Here is a 22,706-nt window from a genome sequence, read left to right on the forward strand (position 1 = left end):
CCGGGACCGCCGACAGGACAGGACCGCAGCCGGAACGGGGAGCGGTCCGGCTGACCGACGCCGGCGGCCCCGGCGCGGCCGGCCCGCGGCGGCCGACCCGGCCCGGTGACAGGTCCGCCGGCCCGGCGGCGGGCACCCGCCTGCGCCGACGGAACCCGCTCATGACGCGGCCGGCGCCCCGACGGCGGCGGCGCTCACGGCGCCTTCGCGAAGACCACCCACACCTGCCCCGCGGCGAACGCGACGGGACTGCCGTCGGACGCGGTGAACTCCGTGCCGTCCTCCGCCTTCGCGCGCTTCCAGCGGACGTCGTAGGCCCAGCCGTCGCGCAGCACCTCCGCCTTCCCCGAGCCCACCGTCTGCGTGTACGGCGTGTTGTTGCCGAGGAAGTCGTGGAACCCCGAAGCGCGCACCCGCACGTACTGCACGACCACCGTGGCCGGGGCCGACCGCTGTCCGTCCGCCGCCACGGCGGGCCTGCCGTCCGTCGAGACCAGCCAGCGGGACCGGCCGGCGGACCAGGTGAACGTGAACGAGGCCGCCGGATAGCGCACGGTCCGCGAGGTCTCGGGCCTGCCCCCGGCGGGCGCCGCGCCGAACCGGAAGCCCGTGGTCAGCGCCTCCCTGCCCGGCGCGACGGGCAGCAGACGGCTCGGACGCACGTACAGGTTGTGCGGCGCGGCCCGCTCGCCGCCCCGGAAGTAGGCGTCGGACTTCTTCTCGGGCGTGACGGCGTCCAGCGGCGCCCGGTCGATCAGCGGCAGCAGCCTGCCCTGCGCGCCGGAGAACGCCAGCACCGGCCGCTCGAACTGCCGCAACAGCTCCAGGTCGGACTCCCGGGCGCTGCGCACCGGCCCCACGGCCTTCGGCAGCCTGGTCGCGTACACCGCCATCAGACGGCTCAGCCCGCCCTCGACCTGCTCGGCGTACACGACGTCCGCCGCGTCGAGGCCCGTCTGCGGGCGGGCGTCCGGCGCGTTGTCGACCTTCACGGCGAGCACCGGACCGACGCCCGCACCGGTGGCGGTCACGGTCGGGCTGGGGCTCCGCGACGGGCTGCGCCCGCCGTCGGGCGGGGAGGATCCGCCGGACGTGCAGGCCGCGGCGGCGAGCGAGAGCGCCAGCGCGACGGCCGCCGCCGACACCGCCGTCGCCGCCGTGGAGGGAGGCCGGGCGCGCCCTGTGCGCGCCCCGCGTCTCGAACGATTCGTGTCCTTCATGGGCACCCCCGTCCCGTGACTCGATTGTGCGCTCGCGCGTTCGAAAGTGGCCATCTGAGGCCCGGAGGCGGACTCGGAGGCGACCCGACGACGGCCCGGCGGAAGCCCGGCAACGGCCCGGCGGAGGTCGGACGGCCGTTTCGCACCGGCTCCGCGTCACTGGGCGTGAACGGGAGCGGCCGGGAGCGGCCGGGAGTGGCCGGGACCGGTCGGTGAGGCGCCGGAGGCGGTCCGGTTGCGGCCCCGGAGTGGTCCGGCGCGGTTGGCGACGGCGACCGCCGCGCGGCCGGCGGTTCGGGGCGGGGCGCTCGGGTACCCGGGGCGCAGCCACGATCCGGGCCCCCGGACCTGCCGGGGTCCCGCCCGGACGGCGGAAGGAGCGCGGCACGATGAAGGCAGTGACCTGGCAGGGCAAGCGCGACGTACGGGTGGACACCGTGCCCGATCCGACCATCCAGGAGCCCACGGACGCCGTCATCCGCGTCACGTCCAGCGGACTGTGCGGCTCGGACCTGCATCTCTACGAAGTGCTCACCCCGTTCATGACGCCGGGCGACATCCTCGGCCACGAGCCGATGGGCATCGTCGAGGAGGTCGGCGCCGGAGTGCCCGACCTGCGGGTCGGCGACCGCGTGGTGGTGCCGTTCCAGATCGCCTGCGGCAGCTGCTGGATGTGCCTGAACGGCCTGCCCACCCAGTGCGAGACCACCCAGGTCTCCGGTGAGGGCATGGGCGCCGCCCTGTTCGGCTACACCCGGCTGTACGGCGCGGTGCCCGGTGCGCAGGCCGAGTACCTGCGGGTGCCGCAGGCCCAGTTCGGCCCCATCAAGGTACCCGAGGGGCCGCCCGACGACCGGTTCGTGTACCTCTCCGACGTCCTGCCCACGGCCTGGCAGGCGGTCGCCTACGCGGACATCCCCGAGGGCGGCAGCGTCGCCGTGCTCGGCCTCGGTCCCATCGGCGACATGGCCTGCCGGATCGCCCAGGTGCGCGGCGCCGGCCGGGTCTTCGGCGTGGACCTGGTGGGCGACCGGCTGCGCCGGGCCCGCGCGCGCGGCGTCGAGGCGTTCGACCTGCGCAGCTTCGACAGCGAGAAGGAGCTCGTCGACGCGATCCGGGATCAGACCGACGGCCGCGGCCCCGACGCCGTGATCGACGCCGTCGGCACCGAGGCCCACGGCAGCGCGGCCGCCCGCATGATCCAGAACGCCTCCGCCCTGCTGCCGCGCAAGATCAGCGGCCCGCTCGCGGAACGGTTCAGCGTCGACCGTCTCGCCGCCCTGCACACCGCCATCGAACTGGTGCGCCGCGGCGGAACCCTCTCGCTGGTCGGCGTCTACGGCGGCATGGCCGACCCGCTGCCGATGCTCACGATGTTCGACAAGCAGCTCCAGATCCGCATGGGACAGGCCAACGTCCGCCGCTGGAGCGACGAGATCATGCCGTACCTCACCGACGAGGACCCTCTCGGCGTCGACGACTTCGCCACCCACCGCGTGCCGCTCTCGGACGCCCCGCACGCGTACGAGATGTTCCAGCGCAAGCAGGACGGCGCGGTCAAGGTCCTGATGACACCGTGAGCGGCGGCCGCGCCGCCCGGCCCGCGCGTCCGGGAGGCGCGGCGCGACCGTCCGGCCCGGCCGCGCACCGCCCCGCCGGCCCCCGCCCGCCACGTCTGCCACCTGCCCTGGCCCCGTCCCCGCCCGTGCGGGCGATGCGTTCGCCGCGCGGGCCGTCGGCCGGAGGTAGTGCGGCGCGCTGATTTCTCCGCCCCCTGGTGGTCCGCGCCCCCGGCGTTCTGCGCCTCCGGCGGTCCGCGCACCTGAAAGCCTGCGCACCTGACAGTCCGCGCACCTGGCGGCCTGCGCACCTGACAGTCCGCGGTTCACCCCCCGCGTCCGGCCGCCGGCGTTCAGGTCCTGGGCGGTGCGCCCAGGATCTCCGCCAGGTCGTAGCGGACCGGCTCCTCCAGCTGCGCGTAGGTGCAGCTGGACGCGGTGCGGTCCGGGCGCCAGCGGCGGAAGCGGGCCGTGTGCCGGAAGCGCGCCCCGTTCTCCATGTGGTCGTAGGCCACCTCGGCCACGCGCTCGGGCCGCAGCGGAACCCAGGAGAGGTCCTTCTTGCCGGACCAGCGGCTCGGCGCGCCCGGCAGCCGAGCCGTCTCGTGCGCGGCCTCCTCCGACCAGGCCGCCCACGGGTGTTCGGCAGCGTCCGCCAGACGCAGCGGCTCCAGCTCCTCGACCAGCTCCGCCCGGCGCTTCATGGTGAAGGCGGCGGACACGCCGACATGTTGCAGCATGCCCCGGTCGTCGTAGAGGCCCAGCAGCAGGGAGCCCACCACCGGCCCGCTCTTGTGCAGGCGGTACCCGGCGACGACGACGTCGGCGGTGCGTTCGTGCTTCACCTTGAACATGGCGCGCTCGTCCTGGAGGTAGCGCAGGGTGAGGGGCTTGGCGATCACCCCGTCGAGGCCCGCGCCCTCGTACTCCTCGAACCACTGCCGGGCCACCTCGACGTCGGTCGTCGCCGGCGCCAGATGCACGGGGGCCGTCACCCCGGCCAGCGCCCGGCTCAGCAGCTCCCGCCGGTCGGTCAGCGGCACGTCCAGCAGCGAGGTGTCGGTGAGCGCAAGGAGGTCGAAGGCCACGAACGAGGCCGGGGTCCGCTCGGCGAGCGTGCGCACCCGCGAGGCCGCGGGGTGGATGCGCTCCGTCAGGGCGTCGAAGTCGAGCCGCCCCTCCCGGGCGATCACGATCTCCCCGTCCAGCACGCACCGCGCCGGCACCCGCTCCCGCAGCGCCTCCACCAGCTCGGGAAAGTACCTGGTCAGAGGCTTTCCGGTACGGCTGCCCAGCTCGATCTCGTCCCCGTCGCGGAACACGATCGCCCGGAAGCCGTCCCACTTCGCCTCGTACTGCATGCCCGGCGGGATGGCCGCCACCGACTTGGCGAGCATCGGCTTCACGGGCGGCATCACCGGCAGGTCCATGCCCCCGATTCTGCGCGAGGTCCGCCCGGATCGCCCGGTATGCACCCTCATGGGTCACTGCTGCCGGTTCGTGTGGTGATGCGAGGTGACGGCGGTGTGCCTACCGTGGCTCGCATGGGCGATGCGGTGGAACTGGAACTGGCCGGGCGGACGGTACGGCTGTCCAGCCCGGACAAGGTCTTCTTCCCGGAGCGCGGCTTCACCAAGCTGGACCTCGCCCGCTACTACCAGGCCGTCGCCCCCGGCATCCTGCGCGCTCTGCGCGACCGCCCCACCACCCTGGAGCGCTACCCCGACGGAGTGACCGGCGAGTCCTTCTTCCAGAAGCGGGCGCCGAAGAACATGCCCGACTGGATCCCGACCGCGCACATCACGTTCCCCAGCGGCCGCAGCGCCGACGAGATGTGCCCGACGGAGGAGGCGGCCGTCCTGTGGGCCGCCCAGTTCGGCACCTTGACCTTCCACCCCTGGCCGGTGCGCCGCGCCGACGTCGACCACCCCGACGAGCTGCGCATCGACCTCGACCCGCAGCCCGGCACCGACTTCGACGACGCGGTCCGCGCCGCGCACGAGCTGCGCGCCGTGCTCGACGAGTTCGGTGGACTGCGGGGCTGGCCCAAGACCTCCGGCGGCCGCGGCCTGCACGTCTTCGTGCCGATCGAGCCCTGCTGGACCTTCACGCAGGTCCGGCGCGCCGCCATCGCCGTCGGCCGGGAGATGGAGCGCCGGATGCCGGAGCAGGTGACGATCAAGTGGTGGAAGGAGGAGCGCGGCGAGCGCATCTTCCTCGACTACAACCAGACCGCCCGCGACCGCACCATCGCCTCCGCGTACTCCGTGCGCCCCCGCCCGCACGCCCCCGTCTCGGCGCCGCTGCGCTGGGACGAGGTCGGCACGGCGCACCCCCGTGACTTCGACATCGCGACCATGCCGGCCCGCTACGCCGAACTCGGCGACGTGCACGCCGACATGGACGACCACGCCTTCTCCCTCGACGCCCTTCTCGACCTCGCCCGGCGCGACGAGCACGAGCACGGTCTGGGCGACCTGCCCTATCCGCCGGAGTACCCGAAGATGCCGGGGGAGCCCAAACGGGTGCAGCCGAGCCGGGCACGGCACGAGGACACCCCGGGCGGGCAGGAGCCGGCCCGCTGACGGGACCCGCGTCGAGGATCGAGGCGGGGTCGCCGTCGAGGTGCGCGGGGCCGCCGTCGCCACGGCGTCTCCGTGCCGGTTGTGAGAGCGCTCTCGCCGTGTTGGCCTTGCGCGGAGCTATCCTGATCAGCACCCGGCCAGGAGGAGCCCTGAAGTGAGCGAGACAGCGCCGCGTCCCACGCTGGAGGCCGTGGCAGCGCGGGCCGGGGTCTCCCGGGCGACCGCGTCGCGGGTGGTCAACGGCGGGGACGGCGTGCGGGAGCCGCTCGTCGAACGGGTGCGGCAGGCCGTGGACGAGCTCGGCTACGTGCCCAACCAGGCGGCGCGCAGCCTGGTCACCAGGCGGCACGACGCGGTCGCCGTCATCATCGCCGAACCGGAGACGCGGGTCTTCGCCGACCCGTTCTTCGCTCTCCAGCTGCGCGGCATCAGCAAGGAGCTGACGGCCCACGACAACCAGCTGGTGCTGCTGCTCACCGAGGGCCGCGACGACCACGCCCGCGTGGCCCGTTACCTCGCCGGCGGCCATGTCGACGGGGCGCTGGTCTTCTCGCTGCACCTCGACGACCCGCTGCCCCGCCTGATCCAGGACGTCGCCGTGCCGACCGTGTTCGGCGGGCGGCCCGGCTGGAGCGACGGCACGCGGGACGTCGTCTACGTGGACAGCGACAACCGGGGCGGCGCCCGCGACGCCGTGCGCCTCCTCATGGGCCTCGGGCGCACCCGTGTCGCCCACATCAGCGGTCCCCTCGACCAGACCTCGGCCGCGGACCGGCTCGACGGATACCGGCAGGTCGTGGGCGACGCCGAGCCGCTGCTCGTGGTGGAGAGCGACTTCACTCCCGCCGGCGGCGAGCGCGCCATGCGCGAACTCCTGGACCGCTGCCCGGACATCGACGCCGTGTTCGCCGCCAACGACCTGATGGCCTCGGGCGTCCTGCGGGTGCTGCGCGAACGCGGACGGCGCGTGCCGCAGGACGTCGCCGTCGTGGGCTTCGACGACATGCTCGCCGTCGCGGAACAGACCGACCCGCCGCTGACGACGGTCCGTCAGGACATCGAGGAGATGGGCCGGATCATGGCCCGTGTCCTGCTGCGCCGGCTCGACCGGCGAGGCGCCGACGAGGAAGCGGGCGGCGGCGTCGTCCTGCCCACCACGCTGGTGCGCCGGGCCTCGGCGTAGACGCCGCCCCCGTCGCGCGCGCCGGGGCTCTCGCCCGCGCTCGTGGGCCGGGGCCGTGGCGGCTCACTGCTCGCGGGGTGCGTTCCTGATCACCGCGAAGCGCGCGCCGTAGGGGTCGGCGAGCCGGGCGATGCGGCCGACGCCCTCGACGTCCGTGGCGGGCATCCGCACGGCGCCGCCGAGTTCCCGGGCTCTGGCGACCACCGCGTCCACGTCGGTGGCCTCGAAGTACGGCAGCCAGTGCGCCGGCGACCCCGCCTCGGTGGGATCGTCGGACAGCGGGACGATGCCGCCGAACATCGCGTCCTCGTCGGCGCCGGCCGGGTTGACGCAGGTGTAGGTGCCGCCGGGGAAGGGGACGGCGTACGTCTCCAGGCCCAGCGTCGCGTGGTAGAAGGCGGCCGCCGCGGCGATGTCCGGCGTGTAGAGCTCCACCCAGCACAGCGAGCCCGGTTCGTTCGCCACGTCCACGCCCTTGGTGCGGCCGGGCTGCCAGAGGCCGAAGGGGACCCCCGCCTGGTCGGTCAGGACCGCCATGTGGCCCTCGCCCATCACGTCCATCGGCGCCACCGCCACCGCGCCGTGGGCCTGTTCGGCGGCCTTGGCCGTGGCCCGGGCGTCCGCCGTCGCGAAGTACACCGTCCAGGACGGCGGGCCCTGCTCGGGAGTGGTCTGCATGCCGCCCGCCACGGTCCTCCCGTCCAGCTGGAAGAAGCCGTAGCCGCCCGCGTCCGGTCCCGCCGACCGGAAGGTCCAGCCGAAGAGCGCGCCGTAGAACGCGGTGGCGCCGTCGATGTCGGTCGTGCCGACGTCGATCCAGTTCGGAGCGCCGTCGACGAAACGGGTGGTGAGCATCATCGCCCTCCTCGCAGGGGTCCCGTCCATGCACTGCCGAGTCTGGCACCGACCACTGACAACCGCCGCCGGAGTGCGCCCCGCGGGTCGTCGGCGATCGAGCGCGGGTCGCCGGCTGCCGCGAGATCCTCGGGGACCCGCGGTACGCGGAGCGGGCCCGTGCCGCGGCCGCGGAGGCGACCGCCACCGCCCTCGCAGTCGCCACCGCAGTCGCAACGGGAGCCACCGCAGCCGCCGCAACGGGAGCCGCCCCCGCGGCCGCGGAGGTCGGTCCGCGCGCGCCGCCGTGCGCCGTCGCGGTCGTCCGGTCATCATCGGGGCGGCGGGGGCTTGCGGCCTCGGGGCCCGGACATCCGGAGGGACCGGGTCCGGGCCGTCCGAGGCGCGCGTATATCGGGCGTTGATCGAACGTTTTGCGCCGCCGGGCACGATCCTCGCCATGTACACCGACACGATTCCCACACCCGATCTCACCTGGCAGCGGGAAGCGCTGTGCGCACAGACCGGGGCGGAGTTCTTCTTCCCCGAGCCCGGCAGTTCGGTACGGGAGGCGAAGCGCATCTGCGGCATGTGCGAGATGCGCCCGGCCTGCCTCGACTACGCCCTGGCCAACGACGAACGCTTCGGCGTCTGGGGCGGCCTCTCCGAGAAGGAGCGGCTGGAGATCAGGCGCACGGCGCACTGACCGGGCCGACCGGGAGGCCGGGGAGATCCAGGGGTTCCGGGCGACCGCGTCGCGGGGGTGCGGTCGGGAATTCCGGTGCGGGGCGGGGCGGGGCGTCGCGGGGACGGAGACGCGGGAGGCGGGGGCGGACCGGTGTCCCCGCCGACGCCGGACGGCCCGCACCGGGAAGCGTTCTCCCTGTGCGGGCCGTCGAAGTGCGGGCCCTCGACGTGCGTCGAGGCGGCGGGGGCCGAGTGGGTCAGCCCGCCGCGCGAGCCGCCATGCGGGCCTTGCGGATGGCCAGCTTCTCGTCGAACTTCAGCGCCTCGGCGTCCAGTCCGCCCATGTACAGGCCGATCTCCTCCTGCGCCTTCTGCCCCTCCGGGCCGAGGCCGTCGATCTCCATGATCTTCAGGAAGCGCAGCACGGGCTGGATGACGTCGTCGTGGTGGATGCGCAGGTTGTAGACCTCGCCGATGGCCATCTGCGCGGCGAACCGCTCGAAGCCGGGCATGCCGTGGCCGGGCATGCGGAAGTTGACCAGCACGTCCCGCACGGCCTGCATGGTCATGTCGGGGGCGAGGTCGAACGCGGCCTTGAGGAGGTTGCGGTAGAAGACCATGTGCAGGTTCTCGTCGGTCGCGATGCGCGCCAGCATGCGGTCGCAGACCGGGTCGCCGGACTGGTGGCCGGTGTTGCGGTGCGAGACGCGGGTCGCCAGCTCCTGGAAGGCGACGTAGGCGACCGAGTGGAGCATCGAGTGCCGGTTGTCGGACTCGAAGCCCTCGCTCATGTGGGACATGCGGAAGTGCTCCAGCTTGTCCGGGTCCACCGCGCGCGAGGCGAGCAGGTAGTCACGCATGACGATGCCGTGCCGGCCCTCTTCCGCCGTCCAGCGGTGCACCCAGGTGCCCCACGCGCCGTCGCGGCCGAAGAGCGAGGCGATCTCGTGGTGGTAGCTGGGCAGGTTGTCCTCGGTCAGCAGGTTCACGACCAGCGCGATCCGGCCGATCTCGGTGACCTTGGACTGCTCCTTGTCCCACGCCTCGCCGTCCTCGAAGAAGCCGGGGAAGTTGCGGCCGTCGCTCCACGGCACGTACTCGTGGGGCATCCAGTCCTTGGTGACCTTCAGGTGCCGGTTGAGTTCGGTCTCGACCACTTCCTCCAGCGCGTACAGCAGCTTGGCGTCGGTCCAGACGGCGGGGCTGCCGAGGTGAGGGGAAGCGATCGTCACGAGAACTCCAGGGGGACGTGAAGCGGAGCGGAACACTCCGGCGAGCGAGGCCGGAACTTACGGAATCGTAGGCTACGTATCCGTAGGTTACGAAACCGTAGGTTAAGTGCGGCGTAAGCCTCGCTGATCAGGAGTGTCGCGTCCAGTGTTCCGGTCCCGTCCGAGCGGCCCCCGGAACCGCAGGTCCTGGGGCCGAAAGGGTGATCGGTTCACCCGGTCAGGCGTACAGATCACGCAACCGTACCGAGAGGCACGTCACACAGCCCTCGAGCTTCTCGAACTCGCTGATGTCGACCACGACGGGCTCGTGCCCGAGGTCGGCGAGCAGTTCGGCCGTCTTCGGCGCGCTCGCCGCCATGAGGAGCCGCGGGCCGCCGAGGAGCACCACGTGCGAGCCGGACTCCTCGGGCACCGACAGGAAGCGCGGGAACAGCGACGGGCGGTCCACGTGCGGGGTGTGGCCGATCACCGTGCCGTCCGGCAGCGCCGTGACCGCCGATTTCAGATGCAGCACCTTGCTCACCGGCACGGCCACGACCCGCGCCCCCAGCGGTTCGAAGGCGGCCCGCACCTGCTGGACGCCGGCCGCGTTGGTCCGTCCGCCCCGGCCGACGTAGATCGTGTCGCCCACCTTGAGGACGTCGCCGCCGTCCAGGGTGCCCGGCTCCCAGATCCAGTTCACCGAGCAGCCCAGGCGGGCCACGGCCTCCTCGACGCCGAGCGTCTCGTCGCGCCGGGACTCGGCCCCGGAGCGGGCGATCAGGGCGACGTTCCGGTACATGACCACCGTGTCCTCGACGAACACGGAGTCCGGGCACTCGTCGGCGGGGTCGACCTCGACGGTCTCCCAGCCGTGCGTGCGCAGCGCCTCGGCGTAGGCCTCCCACTGTTCCAGGGCGAGCTCCACGTCGACCTTCTCCCGCTCGACGTGCGTGACCAGGCCTTCGGCGAGGCGCGGGCTGGGGCGGCGGATGAGGGCCTTCTTGCTGGGCACGTCCAGGTTCTCCGAATCGGGTGGCACGACCGGCGCCTCTGACGCGGCGCCGGTCAGCCATCATGCAGCGCGGGGCCGCCACCACGAAACCCCGCAGTAACAATGTGCCCCTCCTGAGACCCGCGGAAGGGGGGCGCGGCCCGCGAGGGCCGCGCGCGGATTCCTACACCGGGCGCGCCACCTCCTCCGCCGTCGTCTCCCGCAACTCCCCGTCCAGCAGCAGCCACCGGGTGATGCCGATGGACTCCAGGAAGGGCAGGTCGTGACCGGCCACGATCAACGCCCCCTCGTACGACTCCAGGGCCGTGGTGAGCTGACGCACACTGGCCATGTCGAGGTTGTTGGTCGGCTCGTCCAGCATCAGCAGCTGCGGCGCGGGCTCGGCCAGCATCAGGGCCGCCAGGGTCGCCCGGAAGCGCTCCCCGCCGGACAGCGTCGCCGCCTTCCGGTCGGCGCGGGCGCCCCTGAACAGGAAGCGGGCCAGCCGGGCCCGCACCCGGTTGTCGGTGGCTCCCGGCGCGAACCGGGCCACGTTCTCGGCGACGGTCAGCTCGCCGTCCAGGACGTCGAGACGCTGCGGCAGGAAACGCAGCGGCACGCGCGCGTGCGCCTCGCCCGCCTCCGGCGCCAGTTCCCCGGCGATCGTGCGCAGCAGCGTCGTCTTGCCCGCGCCGTTGCGCCCGACGAGCGCGATCCGCTCGGGCCCGCGCAGGTCGAAACCGCCCCGCACGCGCGCGCCGTACGCGAGCCGCAGGTCCGTCAGGGTGAGGACCTCGCGCCCCGGCGGCACGGCCGTGTGGGGCAGGTCGACGCGGATCTCGTCGTCGTCGCGTACGGCCTCGGCGGCGTCGTCGAGCCGCTCCCTGGCCTCGGCGAGCTTCTCCTCGTGCATGGTGCGGTGCTTGCCCGCGGACTCCTGGGCCGCTCGCTTGCGCGCCCCCATGACGATCTTCGGCTCGCGCTTCTGCTCGTACATCTTCTGCCCGTACCGCTTGCGGCGGGCCAGCTTGACCTGGGCGTCGGCCAGTTCGCGCTTCTGGCGGCGCAGGTCGGCCTCCGCGACCCGCACCATGCGCTCGGCCGCGTCCTGTTCGGTGGCCAGGGCCTCCTCGTACGCCGAGAAGTTGCCGCCGTACCAGGTGATCTCCCCCGAGCGCAGGTCGGCGATCTGGTCGACGAGGTCGAGCAGCTCACGGTCGTGGCTGACCACGACCAGGACGCCCGGCCAGGCCTCGACGGCCGCGTACAGCCGCCGTCTCGCGTACAGGTCGAGGTTGTTGGTCGGCTCGTCCAGCAGCAGGACGTCCGGCCGGCGCAGCAGCAGGGCGGCCAGCCGCAGCAGGACCGACTCGCCGCCGGACACCTCGCCCACGGTGCGGTCGAGGCCGACATGGCCGAGCCCCAGCTCGCCGAGCGTGGCCAGGGCGCGTTCCTCGACGTCCCAGTCGTCGCCGACGGTCTCGAAGTGCTCCTCGGACACGTCACCGGCCTCGATGGCGTGCAGGGCGGCCCGCCGGGCGGCGATGCCGAGCGCGGCGTCCACCCTCAGGGCGGTGTCCAGGGTGACGTTCTGCGGGAGATGGCCGATCTCGCCGGCCACGCGGACCGTGCCGTCGGCGGGGGCGAGTTCTCCGGCGATCAGCTTCAGCAGGGTCGACTTGCCGGAGCCGTTGACGCCGACCAGTCCGGTGCGGCCGGGGCCGAAGGCGACGTCGAGCCCCTCGAAGACGGGGGTGCCGTCGGGCCAGGCGAAGTCGAGGGAGGTGCAGGTGATGGATTGACTCAAAACGGGCCTCGCGGTTGCGTGTGCGGTCAGGGCGACACGTGTCGAGACACCGGAAGGCGGCGACCACCGCCGGGGCGGGGGAGCGCGGGAGGACAGCGAAAGGGTCCCGCTCCGCAGGGACGGCTCACAGGCCGAGGTCGCACGCGGCGCTCACACGCAAGACGTGTGGCGCGGGTGTCTCATGACCTCAGACGAGCAACGTCCTTCTCCGATCGGCGGCAACAGAACCGTTCACACCGTAGGAGGGCTCGCGAGAGCTGTCAAAGGATTAAAAAGGATTGAGGAAGGGTCAGCAGGCGTCCCGCATCAGCTCCGCCAGGTCGTGGTCGAGGTCGAGCTGCCGGTGTTCGGTCCCGGCGGGCACCAGCTCGCCGGCGGCCTGGAGGAAGCGGCGGATGTCGGCCGAGTGCACGTGCACCACGGCGGTGCCCTCGGGCGCGTGGAACTCCAGCACCGTGCGGTCGTACCCGTAGGGGCGCACCCGGACGTCGCCGTGGCCCTCGGCGTCCTGGAGACCGGCCGAGAGGAGTTCGCGGGCGAAGGTCCAGCAGACCTCGACGCCCTCCAGGGTGGCCGGCGCGGGGAACGTCATCCGGACGGCGAAGGGATCCTGACGGTCGTAGTGCAAGGTGGCGGGGATGCTCTGCATGCGCGGCGCGGCCGCGACCAGGCGGGCCTCGACGGGCTGCTCGATGACGGTGGACAACGCCTTGCTCCCTCGTGACGGCGGGACGAATCTCCGGGCGGTGCGTCCGGACACTGGAAGAGACGCCGGAACCGGCCGATCCGTGCACACGCATTCCTAGTGACCTCGGTCACCGCCTTCATGCGCGGGAGTGACGCACCACTCTTCCGCGCCCTGCGGGGCGGCTGAGGCGATCTCGGCATCTGGACGCCGGTGAAAGCCGTGGGCTAGCTTCGCCCGCCATGAGGCCCTTGGGGAAGACGCGACGCACGATTCGGACGGCACATGCGGGCGCGCGGGCGGCGGCCGCGGCCTGCGGGGCGGTGCTGGCGGTCCTGGCCGCAACTCCGGCCCAGGCGCACACCCGGCCCCCGGCGCCGCCGCACTGGGCCCTCAAGGACACCGGCGCCGACGCCGTGCGCTTGCGCGGACTCGCGGCGGTCGACCGCGACACCGCGTGGGCGGCCGGCACCGCGGGCACGGTCCTGCGCACCGTCGACGGCGGCGCGAGCTGGCACGACGTCTCGCCGGCCGGCGCCGACGACCTGCAGTTCCGCGACGTCGAGGCGTTCGACGCCCGTCACGCGGTGGTCCTGGCCATCGGCGAGGGCGAGGCGTCGCGCGTCTACCGCACCCAGGACGGCGGCGCGACCTGGACGGAGTCCTTCCGCAACACCGACGCCCGCGCGTTCTACGACTGCATGACCTTCTTCGACCGCCGTCACGGCCTCGCCGTGAGCGACCCGGTGGACGGCCGGTTCCGCATCCTGTCGACCAGCGACGGCGGCCGCTCCTGGAAGGTGCTGCCCGACCGCGGGATGCCGGCCGCCCAGGACGGCGAGGCGGGCTTCGCCGCGAGCGGCCAGTGCCTGGTCGCCGCCGGGCGCGGGGACGTCTGGCTGGCGACCGGCGGCGCCGCACGCGCGCGGGTGCTGCACTCCTCCGACCGTGGGCGGACGTGGAAGGCCGCCGACGCGCCCGTCCCGGCGGGAGACCCCGCGCGCGGGGTCTTCGCCGTCGCCTTCCGCGACCGGGCCCACGGTCTCGCCGTCGGCGGTGACTACCGCCCCGACCAGCCGTCCCCACGGGCCGCGGCCACCACCGGGGACGGCGGCCGCTCCTGGCGGCCCGCCGCCGCGCCGCCGCCCGCCTACCGCTCCGGCGTCGCCTGGATCCCGGGCAGCCGTACCGCGGCCCTCGCGGTCGGCCCCACCGGAACCGACCTGACCGTCGACGCGGGCCGCACCTGGCGCACCGTCGACACCGGCTCGTACGACACCGTGGACTGCGCCGGCCCCCGCGCATGCTGGGCCGCGGGCGAACAGGGGCGGGTCGCGCGCCTGGAGAGGTGAGCCGTTCTCCGGGCAGCCGGAGGGCGCGAACGCGAAAGACTTGCCGTCCGGCAAGCGCGGCGGCCGGCGATCCGGCAAGGGCTCTCAGGGGCCCACGTGCGATCGTTCGACGGCCGGAGCTGACACCGGGGAAAACACGATCGCGGGCCCGTCCGCGGGAGCCGTACGCTCGTCACCACCATGACGACCGTAAGCATTCCCGCGGGCTGGCCCGCGACCGAGGAGGAGGCCCGCGCCGTCCAGGACGAGCTGCGGGCCGAAGTGGTGCTCGACCAGCCGGGACCGCCCCCCGGGACGGGACACGTGACCGGGGTCGACGTCGCCTACGACGACGAGCGGGACCTCGTCGCGGCGGCCGCCGTCGTCCTGGACGCGGCGAGCCTCGACGTCGTCGCCGAGGCGACCGCCGTCGGGCGGATCTCCTTCCCGTACGTCCCCGGCCTGCTCGCGTTCCGCGAGATCCCCACGGTGCTCGCCGCGCTGGAGGCGCTGCCCTGCCCGCCCGGCCTGGTCGTCTGCGACGGCTACGGGATCGCCCACCCGCGCCGCTTCGGGCTCGCCAGCCATCTCGGGGTCCTCACCGGCCTGCCCACGATCGGCGTCGCCAAGAACCCCTTCGCCTTCACCTACGACGACCCCGGCGCGCCGCGCGGATCGGCGTCCCCGCTGCTGGCCGGCGACGAGGAGGTGGGGCGGGCGCTGCGCACCCGCGCGGGAGTGAAGCCCGTGTTCGTGTCCGTGGGCCACCGCGTCGGCCTGGCCGGCGCCTGCGCCCACACCCTGGCCCTCACCCCGCGCTTCCGCCTCCCGGAGACCACCCGCAGAGCGGACTCCCTGTGCCGCGAGGCGCTTCAGGAGGCGACGATCCGCCACCGGCCCACCTCGGCGCCCGCGGAGTCGTAGACGGCCGAGCCGTCCCCGGCCTCCAGGGCGTAGTGCTTCAGGTTGCCGCCCCAGTACCGCAGGACGCGCCCCAGCTCGCCCACCGGGTCCTGGGCCAACGCGCCCTCGTCGACGCTGACTTCGAGAACGAACTTCATGCTGCTCCCCTTCTCGCCTCTGGCTTCTCCTCCGGTCGCCCGGTCGCCGTGGTCGGCTGCTTCAATCGTTTCATTGAAGTGCTTGTGGGGACTTCGAGGCGGGTTCGCCGGACGTGACGCGGAAGAAGTCTCAAACGGGGGATGAGGGCGAGGGGCCGCCGACGCACGACAGGGGAGCAGTGCCGGACTGTGCCGCGGCGCCGTCCGGCAGAAATCCCACGGACGCCGGACACCGGACGCCCGGACGCCGAACGGCCCGTGGATCCGAGCCCTCGTCAGAGATTCGTCAGAGATGCGGCAGAGCCCTCGTCCGAGCCGTCCGCACGCGGCGTGCGGCATCTGAGTACGGCGTCTGAGTACCCGTACGGATGCCCGCACGCCCGTGCGATCGGCAGGCTGGGCCGCATGACCACGCATCGCGCCCCGAAGCCCTTCGCCGACCCGGCCCGACCGGTCGAGCGTGCCGTGAACGCCGCTCTCGTCCTCGCCGTCCTGGCCGGGCTCGGCTGGATCGGCGGCATGATCTACACCCTCGTCCAGTGGCCGCTCTGAGACGCCCACGAAGCGAGCGACGAGGGCGCCGGGGAGGCGCCGGGAGCGCGGTGGGCGCGGGGCCTCTCAGCGGCGTGCGACGACGCGGAAGCGGATGCCCGCCCGGGTCAGCCGCTCGGTCAGCGCGTCGCCCATCGCCACCGCGGTGGTGATCTGTCCCGCGGTCGGCGGGAGGGCGTCGCAGGCCAGGGCCAGCGCGGCCTCGGCGAACATCTTCGCCGTCTCGTCGTAGCCGGGGTCGCCGCCCGCGACCTCGGTGTACACCCGGCGGCCCCCGCCCTCGCCGACGAAGCGGACCGAGAACCAGCTGCGCGCCCGCTTCTGCGCGCTCGGCCCCTCGCCCGGCTTGAGCCGGCCGGACAGCCAGCGCCGGGCCGGCGGCAGCTGGGCCGCGGCGGCCAGCGCGCCCACGGCCGCGACGCCGCCCACGGCGACCGGGAGCCGTCGCACCGCCGCGTAGTGGCGGTAGCGGAAGTCGGGGCCGTAGCGCGGGAGCGCCCGCGCCGACCGGAGCACGATCTGCGGGTCGACGGTCGGCAGCGGCAGGGCCCAGGCGCCGACCTCGGGGGCGAACCGGGGCGCGCCCACCGGTGCGGTGGCCCGCCGGCCCACCAGCCGCGGTTCGTGGCGTCGCCGGTCCCGTGCGGCGGCCGCCATCTGCCGGCCGCGCGCGAACTGGCCGAGCGCGGAGGCGAAGGTGCCGCCCGAGAAGGAGGCGTCGGCGGTCACGAAGCCGTCCACCGTCAGCGGCACGCCCTCGGGCAGCTGGCGAACGGTGAAGTACGCGCCGAGGTCGTGCGGGACCGAGTCGAAGCCGCACGCGTGGAGCAGCCGGGCTCCGGTCTCCCGCGCGCGTGCGTCGTGCCGCACGTACATCAGGTCCACGAACTCCGGCTCGCCGGTGAGGTCGAGGTAGTCGGCGCCGGTGTCCGCGCAGGCGGCCACCAGTTCCTCGCCGTAGCGCACGTAGGGGCCCACGGTCGTGGCCACCACGCGCGCGTGTTCCGCGAGGGCGCGCAGTGACGCCGGGTCCGAGACGTCCGCCCGCAGCACCCCGACGTCCACGCCGAGCCGTTCGCGCAGCCGCCGCAGTTTCGTCTCGTCCCGTCCGGCGACCGCCCAGCGGACGTCGGAGGGCGCGTGCGCGGCGAGGTACTCCGCGGTGAGCGTCCCGACGAAGCCGGTGGCCCCGAAGAGCACGATGTCGTACGGACGGTCCGACCTTTTCAGCCTGCTCATGACACCCCTTTGCCGTGCAGCCCGCGCCGCTGTCGGTGGCTGAGGCTAGCGTGAGGAGTGCGGAGCCCGACGGCAGGTGTCCCCAAAGTGTCCAAGCGCTTGCTCGGTCTGCTCTTGTGTCCGCTCCGCCGCGTTCATAGCATCACTGGTGTTACATCGGTTGTGTCACAGCAAGGGGGCTGGATGACGACGGCACGGACGGCCGGGCAGGGCCCGCTGACGGGCGTGCGCGTGGTGGAGCTCGCCGGGATCGGCCCCGGCCCCTTCGCCGGCATGCTGCTGGCCGACCTGGGCGCCGACGTCGTCCGCGTGGACCGCCCCGGCGGAGCCTCCCTCGCCATCGACCCGGCCCTGGACGTCACCAACCGCAACAAGCGCTCGGTGATCGTCGACCTGAAGGCGCCGGACGGCCCCGCGCGCGTCCTGGACCTCGCCTCCCGCGCCGACGTCCTCATCGAGGGCAACCGGCCGGGCGTGGCCGAGCGCCTGGGCGTCGGACCCGCCGACTGCCACGCCCGCAACCCCCGACTGGTCTACGGCCGGATGACCGGCTGGGGCCAGCAGGGCCCGCTCGCCCAGCGCGCGGGCCACGACGTGTCCTACATCGCCCTCACCGGCGCCCTCGGCATGATCGGCGCCCCCGGCCAGCCGCCGCCCGTTCCCGCCAACCTGCTCGGCGACTACGCGGGCGGCTCCCTGTACCTCGTGGTCGGCGTCCTCGCGGCCCTGCACCACGCGCGCGAGAGCGGCGCCGGCCAGGTCGTCGACGCGGCCATCGTCGACGGCGTCGCCCACCTCTCCGCGATGATCCACGGCATGCTCGCGGCCGGCGGCTGGCAGGACCGGCGCGGCGCCAACCTCCTCGACGGCGGCTGCCCGTACTACGGGACGTACGAGACCGCCGACGGCGGCCACATGGCGGTCGGCGCGCTGGAGCCGCAGTTCTACGACGAGTTCGTCGGCCTGCTGGGTCTCGGGGACGTCCGCGACGCCCGCAGGGACTGGACGCGCTGGGGCGAGCTGCGCGAGGCCGTCGCCGCCCGTTTCCGGGCCCGCACCCGCGACGAGTGGACGGCCGTCTTCGACGGCTCCGACGCCTGCGTGGCGCCCGTGCTGTCGCTGCGCGAGGCCCCGCACCACCCGCACCTCGCGGCCCGGGGCACCTTCACCGACCACGGCGGCATCACCCAGCCGGCCCCCGCGCCCCGGTTCTCCGCGACGCCCACGGCCGTCCGCACCGGGCCGGCCCTGCCCGGCGCCCACACCCGCGAGATCGCCCGCGACTGGGACGCCCCGGGGCTCGTGACGGACCCCGAGCAGCCCTTCCCGAACACCGCGTCCCCGAACACCGCGTCCCCGGGCGGCCGACCCCGCCCGGCCGGCCCACCCTCCCGAAAGGCCTGACCTGTGAGCACCGAAGCGTACGTGTACGACGCGATCCGCACCCCGCGCGGACGCGGCAAGGCGAACGGCGCCCTGCACGGCACGAAGCCCATCGACCTCGTCGTCGGCCTCATCCACGAGCTCCGCGACCGCTTCCCCGGCCTCGACCCGGCCGCCGTCGACGACATCGTGCTCGGCGTGGTCGGACCCGTGGGCGACCAGGGCTCCGACATCGCGCGCATCGCCGCCCTCGCGGCCGGCCTGCCGGACACCGTGGCGGGCGTGCAGGAGAACCGCTTCTGCGCCTCGGGCCTGGAAGCGGTCAACCTGGCCGCGATGAAGGTCCGTTCGGGCTGGGAGGACCTGGTCCTCGCGGGCGGCGTGGAGTCGATGTCCCGGGTGCCGATGGCCTCGGACGGCGGCGCCTGGTTCAACGACCCCATGACCAACCTGGCCGTGAACTTCGTGCCGCAGGGCATCGGCGCCGACCTCATCGCCACCATCGAGGGCTTCTCCCGCCGGGACGTCGACGAGTACGCGGCCCTGTCGCAGGAGCGGGCGGCGACGGCCTGGAAGGAAGGGCGCTTCGACCGCTCGGTCGTCCCGGTGAAGGACCGCGCCGGCCTGGTCGTCCTCGACCACGACGAGCACCCGCGCCCCGGCACCACCGCCGACTCCCTCGGCAAGCTCAAGCCGTCCTTCGCCGACATCGGCGAACTGGGCGGCTTCGACGCGGTGGCGCTCCAGAAGTACCACTGGGTGGAGAAGATCGACCACGTCCACCACGCGGGCAACTCCTCCGGCATCGTCGACGGCGCGTCCCTGGTCGCCGTCGGCAGCAAGGAGGTCGGCGAGCGTTACGGGCTCACCCCCCGCGCGCGGATCGTCTCCGCGGCCGTCTCCGGCTCCGAGCCGACGATCATGCTCACCGGTCCCGCGCCCGCCACCCGCAAGGCCCTGGCGAAGGGGGGCCTGACCATCGACGACATCGACCTCGTCGAGATCAACGAGGCGTTCGCGGCCGTCGTCCTGCGCTTCGTCAGGGACATGGGCCTCTCCCTGGACAAGGTGAACGTCAACGGCGGGGCGATCGCGCTGGGCCACCCCCTCGGCGCCACCGGCGCGATGATCCTCGGCACCCTCGTCGACGAGCTGGAACGCCAGGACAAGCGCTACGGCCTGGCCACCCTCTGCGTCGGCGGCGGCATGGGCATCGCCACCGTCGTCGAACGCCTCTGACCATCCCAGCGCAACCCCGCCGACTTCTCCGGAGACCCCCTCATGACACAGAGCACCGCCATCCGCTGGGAACAGGACCGCACCGGCCTCGTCACCCTCGTCCTCGACGACCCCGACCAGTCCGCGAACACCATGAACGCGGCCTTCCGCGCCTCCCTCGCCGCCGTCGCCGACCGGCTGGAGGCCGAGAAGGACTCCGTCCGGGGCGTCATCCTCACCTCCGCCAAGAAGACCTTCTTCGCCGGCGGCGACCTGCGCGACCTGATCCGCGTCACCCCCGACACCGCCCGCGAGCTCTTCGAGGGCGGACTGGAGATCAAGCGCCACCTCCGCCGCATCGAGACCCTCGGCAAGCCCGTCGTCGCCGCCCTGAACGGCGCGGCCCTCGGCGGTGGCTTCGAGCTCGCCCTCGCCTGCCACCACCGGGTCGCCCTGGACGCCCCCGGCTCGAAGATCGGCTGCCCCGAGGTCACCCTGGGCCTCCTGCCCGGAGGCGGCGGCGTCGTGCGCACCGTGCGCCTGCTGGGCATCACCGACGCCCTGCTCAAGGTCCTCCTCAAGGGCAACCAGTACAGCCCCCGCCAGGCCCTGGAGAACGGCCTCATCCACGAGGTCGCCGCGACGCACGAGGACATGCTCGCCAAGGCCCGCGCGTTCGTCGACGCCCACCCCGAGTCGCGGCAGCCCTGGGACGAGCCGGGCCACCGCATCCCCGGCGGCACCCCGTCGAACCCGCGCTTCGCCGCCAACCTGCCCGCCTTCCCGGCCAGTCTGCGCAAGGAGACCAACGGCGCCCCCTACCCGGCGCCGCGCGCCATCCTCGCCGCGGCCGTCGAGGGCGCCCAGGTCGACTTCGACACCGCGCAGGTCATCGAGGCCCGCTACTTCGTCGAGCTGGCCGCCGGACAGACGTCGAAGAACATGATCCAGGCGTTCTTCTTCGACCTCCAGTCCGTCAACTCCGGCGTGAGCCGCCCCAAGGGCGTCGAGCCCCGCACGGTCCGCAGGGCCGCAGTCCTGGGCGCCGGCATGATGGGCGCGGGCATCGCCTACGCGTGCGCCCGCGCCGGCATCGACGTCGTCCTGAAGGACGTCTCCCTGGAGGCCGCCGTCAAGGGCAAGGGCTACTCCGAGAAGCTCTGCGACAAGGCCGTCGCCCGGGGCCGCACCACCCGCGAGAAGGCCGAGGCGCTGCTCGCCCGCATCACTCCCACCGCGGACCCCGCCGACCTGGCCGGCTGCGACGCGGTCATCGAGGCCGTCTTCGAGGACACCGCCCTCAAGCACAAGGTCTTCCAGGAGATCGAGCACGTCGTGGCCCCCGACGCCCTGCTGTGCTCCAACACCTCCACGCTGCCCATCACCGCGCTGGCCGAGGGCGTCGAGCGTCAGGGCGACTTCGTCGGCCTGCACTTCTTCTCGCCCGTCGACAAGATGCCCCTCGTCGAGATCATCAAGGGCGCCCGCACCGGCGACGAGGCGCTCGCGCGCGCCTTCGACCTGGTCCGGCAGATCAAAAAGACCCCGATCGTCGTCAACGACTCGCGCGGCTTCTTCACCTCCCGGGTGATCGGCCACTTCATCAACGAGGGCGTCGCCATGGTCGGCGAGGGCATCGAGCCCGCCTCCGTGGAACAGGCGGCCGCGCAGGCCGGCTACCCGGCCAAGGTGCTCTCCCTGATGGACGAGTTGACACTCACCCTGCCGCAGAAGATCCGCCGGGAGTCGAGGCGGGCCGTCGAGGAGGCCGGCGGGACCTGGGTCGCGCACCCCGCCGAGGCCGTCGTCGACCGCATGGTCGACGAGTTCGGGCGCCCCGGACGCAGCGGGGGAGCGGGCTTCTACGAGTACACCGAGGACGGCAAGAGGGCCGGACTGTGGCCGGGGCTGCGCGAGCACTTCACGCGCGCGGACGCCGCGATCCCGTTCGAGGACATGCAGGAGCGCATGCTGTTCTCCGAGGCCCTCGACACCGTCAGGCTCTTGGAGGAAGGCGTCCTGACCTCGGTCGCCGACGCCAACATCGGCTCCCTGTTCGGCATCGGCTTCCCCGGCTGGACCGGCGGCGTCCTCCAGTACGTCAACGGCTACGAGGGCGGGCTCCCCGGCTTCGTGGCACGCGCGCGGGAACTCGCCGAGCGCTACGGCGACCGCTTCACCCCGCCCGCGCTGCTGGTGGCCAAGGCGGAGAACGGTGAGACGTTCATCGACGCGCGCTGAACCACCGGCAGTGTCAGGGGGAGCCGTCGGACGGCGGCTCCCCGAGCCACTCCCGCAGCTCCTCGGTGAGCGAGCGCTGGAACGCCGTCAGCAGGGCCTGCACGACCAGGGGCTGCATGTGCGCCGACAGTGAGCGCACCGCCCGCGCGTCGCGCTCGGGCACCTCCTCGCGCAGCAGCCGCGACAGCTCGTGGGCCGCCGCGCGCGCGTGGTCGAGGAGGACGGTGCGCGCGGCGCGGATCGACTCCTGCGACAGCGGCACGTCCAGGAGCCGCACGCCGAGGCGCAGCAGGCCGGGGTCGACCCCGTACCCGTCCTCCTCGCGGCGTACGACGTTCATCGCGACGAGGCGGTCCACGTCCTCCTCGGCGAGCGCACGCCCCGCCCTGCGCTCCAGCTCCTGCCGTGACACCGTCTCCACCGCGTCCGGCGCCCAGGACGCCACCACGGCCCGGTGCACGGCGAGGTCACGGGCGTCGAGACCGGGCGGCAGCCGGTCCAGGTACCGCTCGATCGCCGCCAGGGTCAGTCCCTGCTCGCGCAACTCCTCGATCAGCGCGAGACGGGCGAGATGCCCGGAGCCGTAGCGGCCCACCCGGCGCGCGCCGATGACCGGCGGCGGCAGCAGCCCCTTGGTGGAGTAGAAGCGCACGGTCCGCACCGTGACCCCCGCCCGCGCGGCCAGCTCGTCGACCGTGAGGGCCGGCTCCTCGGTCTCGATCGTCATGTGCAGCAGTATCGCTGTGACACCGGTGCTGTGAAACCCGGGGCGGGGGAGTGCGGAGCAGCGGTGAGGGTCCTGTGAGAAGCGACGCCGTGTGACGTCGGCCACCGCATGGTCGCCCGGCGTCCTGGGAAGGTGCGGTGCTGGTCTGTGCCCCTGTCCGGGGGCCGCGGGCCACGACCGTACGGAAAC

Annotated in this window: 21 protein-coding genes; 11 read left to right on the forward strand and 10 right to left on the reverse strand. The window is 73.6% G+C overall.

Annotated features, from left to right (window positions below):
- Nucleotides 1-194: 194 nt before the first annotated feature.
- Entirely contained in the window at nucleotides 195-1,031 is an 837-nt protein-coding gene (locus OG802_RS29670) for a DUF3048 domain-containing protein (RefSeq protein WP_443055397.1), read from the reverse strand.
- On the opposite strand from OG802_RS29670, the gene OG802_RS29675 reads away from it, so the two are divergent.
- Complete coding sequence (locus tag OG802_RS29675; RefSeq protein ID WP_329417664.1) at nucleotides 1,021-1,239, forward strand: hypothetical protein; 219 nt, start codon at nucleotides 1,021-1,023, stop codon at nucleotides 1,237-1,239. The genes OG802_RS29670 and OG802_RS29675 overlap by 11 nt on opposite strands.
- 370 nt (nucleotides 1,240-1,609) lie before the next feature.
- Nucleotides 1,610-2,800 (forward strand): zinc-dependent alcohol dehydrogenase, encoded by a 1,191-nt coding sequence (locus OG802_RS29680; protein ID WP_329415382.1) that lies wholly within the window; start codon nucleotides 1,610-1,612, stop codon nucleotides 2,798-2,800.
- Between the two features lie 332 nt (nucleotides 2,801-3,132).
- Here the strand turns inward: OG802_RS29680 and OG802_RS29685 are convergent, their stop codons facing one another.
- Nucleotides 3,133-4,209, reverse strand: coding sequence for an ATP-dependent DNA ligase (locus OG802_RS29685; protein ID WP_329415385.1), 1,077 nt, complete (start codon nucleotides 4,207-4,209; stop codon nucleotides 3,133-3,135).
- 114 nt (nucleotides 4,210-4,323) lie between these two features.
- Between OG802_RS29685 and ligD the strand changes: the two genes are divergently transcribed.
- A complete protein-coding gene (ligD, locus tag OG802_RS29690) occupies nucleotides 4,324-5,364 on the forward strand; it encodes a non-homologous end-joining DNA ligase (RefSeq protein WP_329415387.1) in 1,041 nt (346 codons plus the stop codon).
- Nucleotides 5,365-5,518: 154 nt separating this feature from the next.
- A complete protein-coding gene (locus OG802_RS29695; RefSeq protein ID WP_329415389.1) occupies nucleotides 5,519-6,547 on the forward strand; it encodes a LacI family DNA-binding transcriptional regulator in 1,029 nt (342 codons plus the stop codon).
- Between the two features lie 63 nt (nucleotides 6,548-6,610).
- On the opposite strand, the gene OG802_RS29700 is transcribed toward OG802_RS29695, so the two are convergent.
- Complete coding sequence (locus OG802_RS29700; protein ID WP_329415391.1) at nucleotides 6,611-7,402, reverse strand: VOC family protein; 792 nt, start codon at nucleotides 7,400-7,402, stop codon at nucleotides 6,611-6,613.
- 439 nt (nucleotides 7,403-7,841) lie between these two features.
- Here OG802_RS29700 and OG802_RS29705 point away from each other — a divergent pair, with 439 nt between their 5' ends.
- Nucleotides 7,842-8,087, forward strand: a complete 246-nt coding sequence (locus OG802_RS29705) for a WhiB family transcriptional regulator (protein ID WP_329415393.1) — start codon at nucleotides 7,842-7,844, stop codon at nucleotides 8,085-8,087.
- A 238-nt stretch (nucleotides 8,088-8,325) separates the two neighbouring features.
- Here the strand turns inward: OG802_RS29705 and OG802_RS29710 are convergent, their stop codons facing one another.
- The 4 genes from OG802_RS29710 to OG802_RS29725 form a co-directional block, all read right to left on the reverse strand.
- Entirely contained in the window at nucleotides 8,326-9,300 is a 975-nt protein-coding gene (locus tag OG802_RS29710; protein WP_329415395.1) for an acyl-ACP desaturase, read from the reverse strand.
- Between the two features lie 217 nt (nucleotides 9,301-9,517).
- A complete protein-coding gene (gene ddaH / locus OG802_RS29715; protein ID WP_329417520.1) occupies nucleotides 9,518-10,294 on the reverse strand; it encodes a dimethylargininase in 777 nt (258 codons plus the stop codon).
- A 163-nt stretch (nucleotides 10,295-10,457) separates the two neighbouring features.
- Nucleotides 10,458-12,080, reverse strand: a complete 1,623-nt coding sequence (locus OG802_RS29720; RefSeq protein WP_329415396.1) for an ABC-F family ATP-binding cassette domain-containing protein — start codon at nucleotides 12,078-12,080, stop codon at nucleotides 10,458-10,460.
- A gap of 289 nt (nucleotides 12,081-12,369) precedes the next feature.
- Nucleotides 12,370-12,786, reverse strand: a complete 417-nt coding sequence (locus OG802_RS29725) for an SsgA family sporulation/cell division regulator (RefSeq protein WP_329415397.1) — start codon at nucleotides 12,784-12,786, stop codon at nucleotides 12,370-12,372.
- A 221-nt stretch (nucleotides 12,787-13,007) separates the two neighbouring features.
- On the opposite strand from OG802_RS29725, the gene OG802_RS29730 reads away from it, so the two are divergent.
- Nucleotides 13,008-14,117: a WD40/YVTN/BNR-like repeat-containing protein gene (locus OG802_RS29730; RefSeq protein WP_329415399.1), complete on the forward strand. Its 1,110-nt coding sequence runs from the start codon at nucleotides 13,008-13,010 to the stop codon at nucleotides 14,115-14,117.
- Between the two features lie 180 nt (nucleotides 14,118-14,297).
- Nucleotides 14,298-15,020, forward strand: a complete 723-nt coding sequence (locus OG802_RS29735) for an endonuclease V (RefSeq protein ID WP_329415401.1) — start codon at nucleotides 14,298-14,300, stop codon at nucleotides 15,018-15,020.
- On the opposite strand, the gene OG802_RS29740 is transcribed toward OG802_RS29735, so the two are convergent.
- Nucleotides 14,969-15,157, reverse strand: coding sequence for a hypothetical protein (locus OG802_RS29740; protein WP_329415403.1), 189 nt, complete (start codon nucleotides 15,155-15,157; stop codon nucleotides 14,969-14,971). The genes OG802_RS29735 and OG802_RS29740 overlap by 52 nt on opposite strands.
- A 405-nt stretch (nucleotides 15,158-15,562) precedes the next feature.
- Between OG802_RS29740 and mmpA the strand changes: the two genes are divergently transcribed.
- On the forward strand, nucleotides 15,563-15,709 hold the full coding sequence (mmpA, locus tag OG802_RS29745) for a morphogenic membrane protein MmpA (protein ID WP_329415405.1): 147 nt from the start codon (nucleotides 15,563-15,565) through the stop codon (nucleotides 15,707-15,709).
- Nucleotides 15,710-15,775: 66 nt separating this feature from the next.
- Here mmpA and OG802_RS29750 read toward each other — a convergent pair whose 3' ends face one another.
- Nucleotides 15,776-16,948 (reverse strand): saccharopine dehydrogenase family protein, encoded by a 1,173-nt coding sequence (locus tag OG802_RS29750; RefSeq protein ID WP_329415407.1) that lies wholly within the window; start codon nucleotides 16,946-16,948, stop codon nucleotides 15,776-15,778.
- Between the two features lie 183 nt (nucleotides 16,949-17,131).
- Between OG802_RS29750 and OG802_RS29755 the strand changes: the two genes are divergently transcribed.
- From OG802_RS29755 to OG802_RS29765, 3 genes are read left to right on the forward strand one after another with little or no spacing between them, the layout of a single operon-like run.
- Nucleotides 17,132-18,352, forward strand: a complete 1,221-nt coding sequence (locus OG802_RS29755) for a CaiB/BaiF CoA transferase family protein (protein WP_329415409.1) — start codon at nucleotides 17,132-17,134, stop codon at nucleotides 18,350-18,352.
- A 3-nt stretch (nucleotides 18,353-18,355) separates the two neighbouring features.
- Nucleotides 18,356-19,570, forward strand: coding sequence for an acetyl-CoA C-acetyltransferase (locus tag OG802_RS29760; RefSeq protein ID WP_329415410.1), 1,215 nt, complete (start codon nucleotides 18,356-18,358; stop codon nucleotides 19,568-19,570).
- A gap of 42 nt (nucleotides 19,571-19,612) precedes the next feature.
- On the forward strand, nucleotides 19,613-21,790 hold the full coding sequence (locus OG802_RS29765) for a 3-hydroxyacyl-CoA dehydrogenase NAD-binding domain-containing protein (RefSeq protein ID WP_329415411.1): 2,178 nt from the start codon (nucleotides 19,613-19,615) through the stop codon (nucleotides 21,788-21,790).
- Nucleotides 21,791-21,803: 13 nt separating this feature from the next.
- Here OG802_RS29765 and OG802_RS29770 read toward each other — a convergent pair whose 3' ends face one another.
- Nucleotides 21,804-22,517 carry a MerR family transcriptional regulator gene (locus tag OG802_RS29770; RefSeq protein WP_329415414.1) on the reverse strand — a complete coding sequence of 238 codons (714 nt, stop codon included), beginning with the start codon at nucleotides 22,515-22,517 and terminating at the stop codon, nucleotides 21,804-21,806.
- Nucleotides 22,518-22,706: the final 189 nt, after the last annotated feature.

This window comes from Streptomyces sp. NBC_00704 (assembly GCF_036226605.1).
GTDB lineage: Bacteria > Actinomycetota > Actinomycetes > Streptomycetales > Streptomycetaceae > Streptomyces.

Bases quoted from the DNA above. Each gene is read 5' to 3' on its own strand.
- OG802_RS29680 (WP_329415382.1), top strand. From the start codon at position 1,610: ATGAAGGCAGTGACCTGGCAGGGCAAGCGCGACGTACGGGTGGACACC.
- OG802_RS29685 (WP_329415385.1), bottom strand. From the start codon at position 4,209: ATGGACCTGCCGGTGATGCCGCCCGTGAAGCCGATGCTCGCCAAGTCG.
- ligD (WP_329415387.1), top strand. From the start codon at position 4,324: ATGGGCGATGCGGTGGAACTGGAACTGGCCGGGCGGACGGTACGGCTG.
- OG802_RS29700 (WP_329415391.1), bottom strand. From the start codon at position 7,402: ATGCTCACCACCCGTTTCGTCGACGGCGCTCCGAACTGGATCGACGTC.
- OG802_RS29705 (WP_329415393.1), top strand. From the start codon at position 7,842: ATGTACACCGACACGATTCCCACACCCGATCTCACCTGGCAGCGGGAA.
- OG802_RS29730 (WP_329415399.1), top strand. From the start codon at position 13,008: ATGAGGCCCTTGGGGAAGACGCGACGCACGATTCGGACGGCACATGCG.
- OG802_RS29735 (WP_329415401.1), top strand. From the start codon at position 14,298: ATGACGACCGTAAGCATTCCCGCGGGCTGGCCCGCGACCGAGGAGGAG.
- OG802_RS29740 (WP_329415403.1), bottom strand. From the start codon at position 15,157: ATGAAGTTCGTTCTCGAAGTCAGCGTCGACGAGGGCGCGTTGGCCCAG.
- mmpA (WP_329415405.1), top strand. From the start codon at position 15,563: ATGACCACGCATCGCGCCCCGAAGCCCTTCGCCGACCCGGCCCGACCG.
- OG802_RS29750 (WP_329415407.1), bottom strand. From the start codon at position 16,948: ATGAGCAGGCTGAAAAGGTCGGACCGTCCGTACGACATCGTGCTCTTC.
- OG802_RS29755 (WP_329415409.1), top strand. From the start codon at position 17,132: ATGACGACGGCACGGACGGCCGGGCAGGGCCCGCTGACGGGCGTGCGC.
- OG802_RS29765 (WP_329415411.1), top strand. From the start codon at position 19,613: ATGACACAGAGCACCGCCATCCGCTGGGAACAGGACCGCACCGGCCTC.
- OG802_RS29770 (WP_329415414.1), bottom strand. From the start codon at position 22,517: ATGACGATCGAGACCGAGGAGCCGGCCCTCACGGTCGACGAGCTGGCC.